General features: G+C 71.6%; 9 protein-coding genes. 3 read left to right on the plus strand and 6 right to left on the minus strand.

The features are described from left to right. Window positions 1-10 precede the first annotated feature (10 nt). Window positions 11-871 (minus strand): NAD(P)H-binding protein, encoded by an 861-nt coding sequence (locus ISP_RS18995; protein ID WP_013225433.1) that lies wholly within the window; start codon window positions 869-871, stop codon window positions 11-13. A 456-nt stretch (window positions 872-1327) separates the two neighbouring features. On the opposite strand from ISP_RS18995, the gene ISP_RS19000 reads away from it, so the two are divergent. Beyond that, window positions 1328-2020 (plus strand): M15 family metallopeptidase, encoded by a 693-nt coding sequence (locus tag ISP_RS19000; RefSeq protein ID WP_013225434.1) that lies wholly within the window; start codon window positions 1328-1330, stop codon window positions 2018-2020. A 74-nt stretch (window positions 2021-2094) separates the two neighbouring features. Here the strand turns inward: ISP_RS19000 and ISP_RS19005 are convergent, their stop codons facing one another. The 3 genes from ISP_RS19005 to ISP_RS19015 form a co-directional block, all read right to left on the minus strand. Then, entirely contained in the window at window positions 2095-3282 is a 1188-nt protein-coding gene (locus ISP_RS19005; RefSeq protein WP_013225435.1) for a cytochrome P450, read from the minus strand. Continuing rightward, window positions 3279-3719 (minus strand): MarR family winged helix-turn-helix transcriptional regulator, encoded by a 441-nt coding sequence (locus ISP_RS19010; protein WP_013225436.1) that lies wholly within the window; start codon window positions 3717-3719, stop codon window positions 3279-3281. Before ISP_RS19010 ends, ISP_RS19005 begins: the two co-directional genes overlap by 4 nt. A gap of 176 nt (window positions 3720-3895) precedes the next feature. Beyond that, complete coding sequence (locus tag ISP_RS19015) at window positions 3896-6751, minus strand: RICIN domain-containing protein (RefSeq protein ID WP_013225437.1); 2856 nt, start codon at window positions 6749-6751, stop codon at window positions 3896-3898. Window positions 6752-6980: 229 nt separating this feature from the next. Between ISP_RS19015 and ISP_RS19020 the strand changes: the two genes are divergently transcribed. Both ISP_RS19020 and ISP_RS19025 read left to right on the plus strand, forming a co-directional pair. After that, window positions 6981-7661: a response regulator transcription factor gene (locus ISP_RS19020; RefSeq protein WP_013225438.1), complete on the plus strand. Its 681-nt coding sequence runs from the start codon at window positions 6981-6983 to the stop codon at window positions 7659-7661. Beyond that, window positions 7658-8962: a sensor histidine kinase gene (locus ISP_RS19025; RefSeq protein ID WP_013225439.1), complete on the plus strand. Its 1305-nt coding sequence runs from the start codon at window positions 7658-7660 to the stop codon at window positions 8960-8962. The genes ISP_RS19020 and ISP_RS19025 overlap by 4 nt, the downstream gene beginning before the upstream one ends. 3 nt (window positions 8963-8965) lie before the next feature. Here the strand turns inward: ISP_RS19025 and ISP_RS19030 are convergent, their stop codons facing one another. Both ISP_RS19030 and ISP_RS19035 read right to left on the minus strand, forming a co-directional pair. Next, window positions 8966-10174 carry a DUF1501 domain-containing protein gene (locus ISP_RS19030; RefSeq protein ID WP_013225440.1) on the minus strand — a complete coding sequence of 403 codons (1209 nt, stop codon included), beginning with the start codon at window positions 10172-10174 and terminating at the stop codon, window positions 8966-8968. Continuing rightward, window positions 10171-11472, minus strand: coding sequence for a DUF1800 domain-containing protein (locus tag ISP_RS19035; RefSeq protein ID WP_013225441.1), 1302 nt, complete (start codon window positions 11470-11472; stop codon window positions 10171-10173). Before ISP_RS19035 ends, ISP_RS19030 begins: the two co-directional genes overlap by 4 nt. Window positions 11473-11518: the final 46 nt, after the last annotated feature.

Here is an 11518-nt window from a genome sequence, read left to right on the forward strand (position 1 = left end):
GTCTCCGGTGTCACCCGGCCGCTTCGAAGCCGGTGACGTGGTCGGTGGCCCATTCGGCGAAGGTGCGGGGCGGGCGGCCCAGGATCTTCTCGAGTTCCGGCGTCGGGGGGAACTGGGGTTGTGTGCGGTGTGCGGCGTAGCGAGCCATCATCGCGGTGACGAACGGCTCGGGCAGCCCGTTGGCCACCATGGTGCGTGCGGCGGGTTCGGCCGGGATTTCGTGGAACCGCAAGGGTCTCCCGAGCGCGACACCGATCTGCCGGACCATTTCCTCGTGGGTAAGCGACTCCGGGCCGGTGAGGTCGATGCGCCGGCCGAGCAGGTCGTCACCGGTGAGGGCTGTTGCCAGCACGGCGGCCAGGTCGCGTTCGTCCAGCGGCGACTCCTCGAAGCCGGCGTACACGTAGCGGACGTCGTCGCTTGCGCGGATCTGGCCGCCCCACGCGGTGAGTGCGTTGCCGGCGAACGAGCTGGGCCGCACGCTGACCCAGTCGAGACCGCTCGTCGCGACCGCGTCGTCGGCTTCTTTGTTGCGGTCGCCGCGGAAGCGCGACGGCTGGGCGTCGAGCCGGTCGTCCACATTGGCCGCCGCGAGCGCCACGACCCGGCGGACGCCGAGATCCCGGGCCAGCGCGACGACGTCATGGGCGGCATCGCCGACGGCGCGTGGGTGGAGGAACACCGCGTCCGCGCCGCGCACCGCGTCCACGAAGGTTCCCGGCCGTTGCGGGTCGCCCTCGACGACCTCGACGCCGGCGGGCAGCCCCGCATTCCCCGGCGAACGCGTGACGGCGCGAACCTCGTGGCCTTCGGCAAGTTCGGTGACCAGGAGGCGTCCGACGAGGCCGGTCGCTCCGGTGAGCACGATCATGGCAAACCCTTCCCTCCGGTCGGCTTGCTCCGGAGTTCGTCGGTGCTCGACAGCTGATACGAGTAAAATATCATATGAAAGCCGTAGTATGCGCGGGCGAGCTACTTGTACCTGCTCGCCGTCGCCGATCGTCGTGCCTGACCGATTCGGTCGCGCTCGCTGCCGCCGTTCTCGCAGGCCCCGGCTTGAGGTCCCCAAAGGTTGCCGTCTCGGGCCTGTGAAGTGACCTTTCGGGTGGGGGTGAAACGTTTTCGGGCCGGTTGACGCTCTTCAGTCACCGCTGGCACGGTCGGCCTGGCACGAGTGGCTCACCCGGCTGGGGGACGGCAGAGGTGACAATCTGGCGCTCGCTGTAACTCGGTCGGTTTATGGGGGGAAGGCGGAAGACGGCATGGCGGAGCCGCGCCACATCCCCTCCGGCGCAGGAGCAAATCGAGAGAAAGTGGATCCTTCGCAGTGAATCTGAGAACCAGAGTTCTGGCCATCATCACGTTCACGTTCGCCGCGGTCGGGGCCGTGGCCGTGCCGGCTCCGGCGGCCACCACGGCGCAAACCGTGGAAGTCGCCGCTCCGGCCGGTAGCGGGCTCGCGCCCTACGTTGCCGTCATCAAACCGGTTACCGCGGAACGGCTCGGCAACAGCTGGCACGCAGGGTGCCCGGTCGGGCCTGATCAGCTGCGGCTGATCAACCTGGGCTTCCTCGGCTTCGACGGTGCCGTGCACCGAGGGGAACTGGTCGTCAACGCCGACCGCGCCACCGAAGTCGCCCGCACCTTCGCCGACCTGTACTTCGGCCGGTTCCCCATCGAGCGGATGGAGACCGTGGAGAAGTACAACTCCGACGACGACGCCTCGATGGCGGCGAACAACACCTCGGCGTTCAACTGCCGGGCGATCACCGGCGGCACCGCCTGGTCCAACCACTCCTACGGGCGGGCCATCGACATCAACACTGTGCAGAACCCCTACATCTCCGGCAGCGGCGCGGTCTACCCGCCCAACGGCGCGCCCTACGTCGACCGCACGCAGAACGTGCCCGGCATGATCCACGCCGGGGACGTCACCGAGCGGGCGTTCGTCTCCCGCGGCTGGACCTGGGGCGGCTCGTGGGACACCCCGATCGACTACCAGCACTTCGAGAAGCCCTGACCCGACCGGACTTGTTTCGATAGTCCTGTCAGGACGGCCCGGTCGGTGGCTCCCGGCCGGGTCGTCCGCACTCGTCAATCCCAGGTGACGGGAAGGCGGTCGATGCCGTAGATCGGGTGGGTGTGCCGGAACGGCAGTTCGCCGGTGGGGACCGCGAGCCGCAGCCGGGGCAGGCGCTGCATGAGCGTGGTCAGCGCGATGTGCAGTTCGAGGCGGGCGAGGTGGTGGCCGAGGCAGAGGTGTTCGCCGTGGCCGAAGGCGAGGTGGTGGTTGGGGCTGCGGGCGAAGTCCACCTCGTCGGGATCGGCGAACTCGCGGGGGTCGCGGTTGGCGATGTCGGCGGCGGCGATGACGCCCTCGCCGGCGCGGATGGTCACGTCGCCGAGCCGGACGTCGGCGGTCGCGACGCGGCGGCGGCCGAAGTGGGTGATCGTCAGCAGTCGCAGGAGTTCGTCGACCGCGGCCGACGGCGGGCCTTCCGCGGTGCGGAACGCCTTGGCGTGCTCGGGGTTGTCGAGCAGGAAGGCGGTGGACAGGGCGATCTGGTTGGCGGTGGTTTCGTGGCCGGCGACCAAGAGCAGGATGGCCGTGGCCACCGCGTCGGCCCGCGAGAGCGCACCGGTGGCGACCTGCTCCGCGCTGAGGCGGCCGAGCAGATCGTCGCCGCTTCGCCGGTGCAGCAGGGTGCCGAGGTAGCGGGCGAGTTCCGCGGTCGCGGCCCGGTTGGCCTCGTCGCCGGCGGCGTCGTCCAGCATGGCGCGGGCGCGATCTTCGAAGAAGGCGTGGTCTTCGTAGGGCACGCCGAGCAGTTCGCTGATGACGATGGACGGCAGCGGCAGCGCGTACCGGGCGACCAGGTCGGCCGGCTGAGGCCCGGCGGTCAGCTCGTCCAGCAGTTCGGTGGCGGTGCGTTCGATGGCCGGCCGCAGCGCCTCGACGCGGCGCACGGTGAACTCGCTGATGAGCATCCGGCGCAGGCGGGTGTGCTCCGGGCCGTCCATGGAGATGAACGAGCCACGTCCGGTGCGCCGGCCGCGGCCGGCGGCGCCGCGGGCGGGATAACCGGGCCGGGCGGGGTCGACGCTGAACCGGCGGTCGGCGAGCACCGCCCGGACGTCGGCGTACCGGGTGAGCAGCCACGGCGTGCTGCCGTCCCAGATCCGGACCCGGCTGATCGGGGCGTCGCGGTGCAGTTCGGCGAGCCGGGGCGGTGGCGAATACGGGCACGCGCGGGGCAGGGGGAAGGCATCGACGTCGGTCATGCTTCGTCCTTCGGTGCGGCGGGGTGGTCGGAGAGCCGCGCCAGCAGGGGGGCGGCGAGCCGGAGCAGGCCGCGCTCGGTCTCGGTGAACGTCCCGAGCGCGGCCGCCAGCCATTCGTCGCGTTCGCGCATGTCGGCTTCCAGCGCGGCCGTGCCGTGCGCGGTGAGGTGGAGCAGGACGCTGCGCCCGTCGAGTTCGTTGGGTGACCGGCTGATCAGCCCGTCGGCCTCGAGTTCGGTGAACACCTTGGTCAACGCCTGCGGCCGCTGCGCATCGGCGGCGGCGATCTCGCCGGGACTGCTGGCGCCGTGCTGGGAGAGGTAACCCAGCACGCCGACCTTGGCCGGGCTCAACGCCCCCGCCGAGCGGCTGCCGCGCAACCGCCGCGCGAGCCGCAGCACGCTCCGGCGCACCGCCTTGACCGTCTCGTCGTCCACAAACCAGTACTGTATTGATTACTAATGCTCGCGTCAAGCAGCACCGATACGAGTAGGTAGTACTGAACAGAGAACTACCTCGCCGCGGACACCCGCCGGCGTCCAGGCGTGGGGGTCCTGGTCCTGCTGAAAGCCCGCAACGAATTGCCCACGCTGCCATTGGTGTTGCCGATCGTTCATCGCAGCCGCCACAGGTGGTCCGCGGAACCGTTGTCGGAGAATTGCACCACCGGTGCGCTGTCCGCGGTGGACATCCGGTCGACGCCGAGGACCTTGCCGGAGTTGCGGTTCACCACCCGGAACCAGCCGCTGCCGTCGTCGCGCAGGCGCCATTCGTGGTCCGCGCTGCCGTTGTCGGTGAACTGGACGACGAGCGCGCTGTCGGCGGTGGACGCGAGGTCCACGCCGAGCACCTTGCCCGAATGGGCGTTGCGGATCAGGAACCAGCCGGCCGTCGTCGGTTCGAAGCTCCACAAGTGATCGTCGGTGCCGTTGTCGGCGTACTGGACCACTCGCGCACTGTCTGCTGTGGACATCTGATCGACCCCGAGGACCTTGCTCGAGTTGCGGTTCTCGATCCGCACCCGGCCGTCCGGGACCAGCAGCCACACGTGGTCCGCGGTGCCGTTGTCGCCGGATTGGACGACCTGCGCGCTGTCCGCCGTCGACATCCCGTCGACGCCGAGCACCTTGCCGGAGTTGCGGTTCTTCAGGCGCCACCAGCCGTCACCGTTGTCGATCAGCTGCCAGAGGTGGTCCGCGGTGCCGTTGTCGGCGTACTGGACCACTCGCGCGCTGTCTGCAGTGGACATCCGGTCGACGCCGAGCACCTTGCCCGAGTGGTGGTTGCGGATGCGGTACCAGCCGTCGCCGTTGGCCACCAAGTGCCAGAGGTGGTCGTCGGTGCCGTTGTCGGCGTACTGGACCACCTGCGCACTGTCTGCAGTGGACATCTGGTCCACGCCGAGCACCTTGCCCGAATTGCGGTTCTTGATCCGGAAGCTCGCCCCGCCGCCGCCCGGCTGCCACGGCTGCCCGTCCGGCGATGCCGTCGGGAACGACGTGATCCGCAGCCGCGCCGCGCCCATCGGGATCAGCGTCACCGTCTCGGCCGGCGCCGCGCTGCGCGCCGGGGACGCCTGCAGCGGCATGACGACGTGCTGGTCGTCCGCTGTCCACTCGGCGATCTTGCGGGCGGCCGCGGTGATCTTCACCGGCGCCGTGTCCGGCGTGAAGGGGTTCGCGGGCAGCGGGCCACCGGTCGCCGAGAACGTCAACGCCGTGCCGGCGGTCAGGCCGTAGTTCCACGGCGTGGTCGCGTGCACCGCGTACTCGGGGAACCGGTCGCTGCCGCCCAGCCGCTCGTAGTTCTCGCCGATCTTCAGCGAGTACGTCAGCGGGCCGTGGTCGACCGACACGGAATCGTGGTTCGCCGGCCACGTCCGCGTCGTCGTGCGCTGCGGCAGAGCCAGCGTGACGACGTCGCCGTCGGCCCAGGTGCGGTCGACCTTCACGAACGCCGGTCCGGCCGGCGCGGCGACCGGCGCACCCGCCACGATCAGCCGCGGCGCCGCGCACCAGGCGGGGATGCGCAGGTACAGCGGGAACGGCAGCCTTCGCGGGGTGCGGACGGTGAAGGTGATCTGCTCGGAGAACGGGTAGGTGGTGTCTTCGGTGATGGTCACGGAGGTGCCGTCACCGACCTTCGCCGTGACGCTGCTGGCCGCGTACATCGCCGCGGCGAGACCGTTGTCCGGGGTGGCGAGCCACAGTTCTTCGGTGAAGTACGGCCAGCCCATGCCGTAGTTGTGCGGGCAGCAGCGGTATTGGTCGACGCCGGGGAGGTAGGCCTGCATCGCGATGCCGTTCTGGAACTGGCCTGCGGTCTTGGGCACGTTGTCGAGGTCGACGCTGTTGGCGCTGGTGATGTAGTGCACCGCGCGGCCGGCCGGGTCGAGGGCGGCGGGCAGGGAGTTGAACGCGAGGTCCTCGCAGCGGTCGGCCCACACCGGGTCGCCGGTCAGCCGGGTGAGCAACTGGTGGCTGGCCATGAACTCGACGATCCCGCAGGTCTCGAAACCCTGCCGCGGATCCCCGAACCCGGGCCGCGCGTTCTCGTCCCCGGCGAAGCCGCCGCCGGCGAACTGGCCGTAGGTGGCCATGATCGTGTCGTAGTCGGCGTAGGTGGCTCGGGTGAGATCGGCTGAGCCGGTTCGCAGCGCGTACTGCGCCGGTTCGCGGAAGCCCTGTGCGACGTTGACGTTGTGCAGGCTCGGCAGGTTCCGCACCCAGTTCCCGCCGTAGGTGTGGATCTTGTCGGCGAGGTCGAGCAGGAAGGGGTCGCCGGTGCGGTTGAAGAGCCAGAAGATGCTGTCGAGGCCGTCGCCCCAGCGAACGGACACCCAGCTGGAGTCGAACGCGCTCTTGCCTTGGGCGTTCATGTACCGGAGGAACCGGGTCAGGAACGGGACGATCCGCGTGTCACCGGTGTACTCCTGCCACGAGCGCAAGGCTTGCAGCAGCGGCAGGTACGGCCAGAAGTCGGGGCCGTTGTTGAGCGCGGTGCGCAGCACGGCGGGACCGAAGAAGCCATCGGACTGCTGGGTGGCGAGGATGGCGTCGATCCAGCGGCGCGCGGTGGCCAGGGCGGTCGCGTCGCCGGTCACCGCGGCGAGGTCGACGTAGCCGCGCAGCCAGTACGGCACCTCTTCCCAGCCTTCGCGCTCCGGGTGCACCCAGCCGCTGGTGGCGAAGTCGAGGAAGTGCGACGTCTCGGCGTAGTGCCCGCACAGGCCGTCGAGCTGCAGCCGCAGCTGCCCGTCGAGCCAGCCGCGGGCGGTGACGGCCCCGGGCGGGAGCTTGAGGAAGGCGGCGGGCTTGAGCGGTGCCGCGTTGGGGGTGTACAGCCCGCCCTTCGTGGGGGCGACCTGGCGGTACCGCAGCGCGGCCGCCGCGGCTGTGTCGACGTCCGTGCCGGTCAGGAGGGTGGCGGCGACGGCTCCGGCAACGAATTGCCTGCGGTTCAGCGGCACGGGATCAACCTCCGGTCGGATTTACAACGTTGTAAAAATCGAGTGTGACGCAGGGAATGCAACGTTGTAAATGTCCGGCGGCGAACCTGGCGGCTTCATGTCCGGTCGAGTGCTCGAACAGGGCGTCAAGAGGCTGCGGACGGTGCCGATCTCCGAGTCGGTCAACGACTCGATCGCGGCGCGGAGGCTGACCGCCGGGGGCGCGCCGAGCTGCCTTTAAGCTGGCGGTGTGGACGATCCGGCCCCGCCGCGTGTGTTGGTGATCGAGGACGCTGAAGCGATCCGGGTGGCGGTCGAGTCCGCTCTGGCCGACGCGGGTTTTTCGGTGCGGTCGCGGCCCGACGGCGCGGAGCTGGAAGGGGAGCTGGTCCGCACCCGTCCGGACCTGGTGGTGCTGGACGTGCTGCTGCCCGGCCGGGACGGGTTCGAGCTGCTGCGGGTGATCCGGCGGACCTCGGCCGCCGGGGTGGTGATGCTGACGGCGCGTGACGGCGTCGAGGACCGGCTGCGCGGGCTCGGCGAAGGGGCCGACGACTACGTGGTGAAGCCGTTCGTGCTCGCCGAACTGGTCGCGCGGGTGACTGCCGTGCTGCGCCGGACCGGGCGGACCCGGCCGGCCGTCGAGGTCGGGGACCTCGTGATCGATGTCGAGGGTGGCCGCGCCCGCTACGGCGACGCCGACGTCGAGCTGACCTCGACCGAGTGGAAGGTGCTGCTGTACTTCGCCCAGCATCGCGACCGAGTGGTGTCCAAGACCCAGGTCCTCACCGCCGTGTGGGGCTACGGCGATTCCGCGCCGAACCTCGTCGAGGTCAACGTCAGCACCCTGCGCCGCAAGCTCGAAGCGCACGGGCCGCGCGTGCTGCACACCGTGCGCGGCCAGGGGTACGTCCTGCGCGGCGAGCCGTGAGCCTGCGGACGGCGTCGCTGCGCCGTCGGGTCACCGTCACCGTGCTCGTGGTCCTGGCGGTGGTGCTGGTCGCCGTCGGGCTGGTGGTGGACGCGGCGTTCCGCGCGCAAGCCGAGCGGGACGTCAACACGGTGCTCACCACCCGGGTCCAGCTCGCGCAGCAGCTGGCCAAGCAGAACGTGTCCCCGCCGAACCTGGTGCGGCGCGTCGAAACGCGGGGCGTGACGGGTTCGTTGTCCCTGCCCGACGGCACGTTCGTCGGCGCGGCACCGCTGCCGGCGGACGCCCGGATCCGGCAGGTGCACGCGACGCTGTCCGGGCCGCCGCGGATCAACGGCGCCAAACTGACGCTCACCGCCGACGAGTCCCTGATCGCGGCCGCCGAGCGGAGCCTGCGCTGGGTGCTGCTGGCCACCGGCGTCGCCGCGCTGGCCGTCGCCGCCGTCGCGCTGCTGCTGGCCGTCCGGTTCGCGCTCGCGCCCCTGGACGCGATGACCCGGCTGGCGCGGTCGATCGTGTCCGGTGAGCGCGGCGGCCGGCTCGCGCCCGAACGGACCGGCACCGAGCTGGGGCGCGCGGCGGCCGCGTTCGACTCCGCACTCGACGCGCTCGAGGGCGCGGAGGGCGCGGCGCGGGCTTCCGAAGAGCGGACGCGGCGGTTCGTCGCCGACGCGGCGCACGAGCTGCGGACCCCCTTGGCCGGCGTGCAGGCGGCGGCCGAGGCGTTGCTGCAGCAGCCCGCGGACACGCCGCACGAGCACCGGGAACGGTTGCAGCTGCTGGTGGTCCGCGAGTCGCAGCGGGCCGGCAAGCTCGTCGCCGATCTGCTGGACCTGGCCCGGCTCGACTCGGGTGCCGAGCTCGAGCGGGCCCCGGTGTCGCTGCGGGAGCTGGCCGAGGCCCAGGCCGAGCAGGTCCGGTTGACCGCGCCGGAGGTCACGGTCGAGGTGATCGGGGCGGACACGACCGTGCTCGGCGACCGGGTCCGGCTGACCCAGATCCTCGCCAACCTGACGGGCAACGCCGTCCGCGCGATGGACGGCCGGGGCACGCTCACGCTCGAGGTCACCGGCGACGGGGTGACGGTGACCGACACCGGCCCGGGCGTCCCGGGCACGGAACGCGAACGGATCTTCGATCGTCTCGTCCGCCTCGACGCCGCCCGCAGCCAGGCCGGCGCGGGCCTGGGCCTGCCCATCGCCCGCGGCTTCGCCCGGGCCCACGGCGGCGACCTGTGGTGCGAAGCCGCGCCGGGCGGGGGAGCGCGGTTCCGGCTGGCCGGTCTGCCGACCGTGCCGTGACGCTCAGGCGAACAAGCCGTCCAGCCGGCCGCGGTGCCCGGGCAGCACCTTGCCCGCGTCGGTGCCGAGGACGTTCTCGACGAGCGAGGCGTAGACGTCGCGGAAGTCCGTGGTGAGCTTCAGGTCGCCGTCGTCGAGGTCGGTCAGGCTGGGCTCGGCGCCGTGGAAGCCGCCCTTGACCCTCGAGCCGAGGACGAAGACCGGGCCCGCCGTGCCGTGGTCGGTGCCTTGGCTGGCGTTCGCCGTCACGCGCCGGCCGAACTCCGAGTACACCAGCACCGTCGCCTGCTTGCCGCGGTCGGTCTTCGCCAGCCGCTGCGCGAACGGCGTCAGCGCGCCGTCCAGTTCGGTCAGCAGCCGCTGCTGGGTGCCGCGCTCGTCGGCGTGGGTGTCGAAGCCGCCCAGCGACACCGAGTACGCCCGCGCCGGCACGCCCGCTTCGATCAGCCCGGCGACGACGTCGAGCTGGGCGGCCAGCTCGCCCTTGGCCTTCTGCCCGTCTTTCGCGGGCTTTCCGAGCGTCTCCACGGCCCGGTGCAGATCGGTCACGGACCGGGCGGCGCGGGCCTGCCAGAACCCTTCGCCGGGCTGCGGCGCACCGAGGTCGCCGAACGCCTTGCCGAGCGCTCCTCCCGGTAGCTTCAGCCCGCCGACCGGCAGGGACGCGGCGGCGGTGCGCTCGCCGGCGAGCAGCGGCGGCAGCACCGGGTCGACCGAAACCGCGCGCAGCGGGTCGTCGCCGGTGGCGTCGAGCCAGCGGCCGAGCCAGCCGGTCGGCACCGACGTCTCCGGTGAAGCCGTCTGCCAGATCGCCATCGACCGGAAGTGGCTGTGGTCCGGCTTCGGGTAGCCGACCCCGCGCAGCACGGCGAGCTCGCCGGCGTCCCACAGGGACTTGAAGCCCTTCAAGCCGGGGTTCAGCCCCAGCCCCTCGCCGAGGTCCAGGACTTCTTCCGGCCGGTAGGCGAGTTCCGGCCGCGCGGTCCGGTACGCCGGATCGCTCGCCGGGACGACGGTGTTGAGCCCGTCGTTGCCGCCGTAGAGGGTGACGACCACCAGCACGCCGGCGCCGGGGTCGAGGGGGTTCTCCTGCGCGGCCGACATCAGCCGGTCCCAGTCGACCTGCGTGGCGCCGGCGGCCAGGGCCGCGGCGGCCGTCACGCCGGTCGCGGTGAGGAACCTGCGACGGTTCACCTGCTGCACGATCGTCACCCGCTCACTACGTATTCGGGGGCACAAGCGGCCACTGTGGACAGTTGACGGGCGTCACCGGCGACCCCGGCCAGCGCGGTGCGCGTGCGGTCGGACCAGGCGTCGACGCCGAGCAGCTCACCGATCGCGGCGACCTTGTCCTGCGCCTTCGACACCGCGCCGAGATCCGCGTGCGCGGCGACCAGCTGGGCGGCGTGCAGCCGCGCCACGCCCGCCGACGTCGTCAGCCACGCCCCGCCCGCGGCCCAGCCCCCGACGCTCGGCGGCTGGAACGGCACCTGGCCCATCCCGCGCAACGCCGCCAGGAGCTGGTCACGGGTCTTCCCGTCGAGCGTCCCCGGCCGGACGCCGAGCGCGCGCAGCAGCCCGGCCAGCCATTCGACCGGCTGTTTGACCAGGGAGGTCCCGCTGTCGTGGAACGCCGCTTCGCCGGTGATCGCGCGCAGCAGGGCGCTGATGTCGCGACGGCTGCCGTAGGCGGCCACGAGCCGGTTGAGCGTGTCCGGTGGCGGCGGGGTCGTGGACACCAGCCGGGACCAGAGCCGCCCGACCACGAACGGGGCCGATTCCGGCCGGCCCAGCACGAGGTCCACGAAGGACTCGGCGTCGAAGTCGCCGCTGGACCCCAGGATCCGCTTCACCCCGTTGTCGTGCCGCTTGGCGACCAGCTGCGCGCCGGTGGCGTCGCGCTTGGCGGTCCAGCCGGTGAGGGCGCGGGCGGCCTCGCGGACGTCGTCTTCGGTGTAGTGCCCGATGCCGAGGGTGAACAGCTCCATGAATTCGCGCGAGAGGTTCTCGTTCGGCTTTCCGGCTTTGTTGCTGTTGCCGTCGAGCCAGAGCAGCATCGCCGGGTCGACGACCATCGCGCGAGCCAGGTCGGTGAAGCTGCCGAGCGCGTGTTCGCGCTGGGTCTGGTTCTGCGCGAGCATCAGCCGCGGGCTGCGCACCTTCTGCTCGCCCGTGGCGAAGTGGCCGTGCCAGAACCAGGTCAGCCGTTCGACGGACGCGAGGTCGGCGGCCACCATCCGGTCGAGCCACCACCCGACGGCCTGCGTGGCCTGCGCCTGGACCGCCTTGCGCGCCTGCTGCTTCGTGGCCTGGTCGGCGTTTTTGCCGGGTTTGTCCGGCGGTGGCCCGGGATCGGGCATCGGCGTCGCGGCCGCTCCGGGGTCCGGTCCGCCGCCCAGCAGGCGATCGCGGGTTTCGGCGAACCCGCGATCGAGATCACCGGCCCGCGGGCCGAAGCCGAGCCGGTCGTGCAGCCGCCGGACGGCGGCTCGTTCGGAGAGCACCACCATGACCTCGATGGTGCCGCCCGGAACGGGCCGGCGGCGAGGCTGTCAC

The organism is Amycolatopsis mediterranei (assembly GCF_026017845.1).
Taxonomy (GTDB): domain Bacteria; phylum Actinomycetota; class Actinomycetes; order Mycobacteriales; family Pseudonocardiaceae; genus Amycolatopsis; species Amycolatopsis mediterranei.

Coding starts and splice junctions, on each gene's coding strand:
- ISP_RS18995 (WP_013225433.1), bottom strand. CDS start 871: ATGATCGTGCTCACCGGAGCGACCGGCCTCGTCGGACGCCTCCTGGTC.
- ISP_RS19035 (WP_013225441.1), bottom strand. CDS start 11,472: ATGGTGGTGCTCTCCGAACGAGCCGCCGTCCGGCGGCTGCACGACCGG.
- ISP_RS19005 (WP_013225435.1), bottom strand. CDS start 3,282: ATGACCGACGTCGATGCCTTCCCCCTGCCCCGCGCGTGCCCGTATTCG.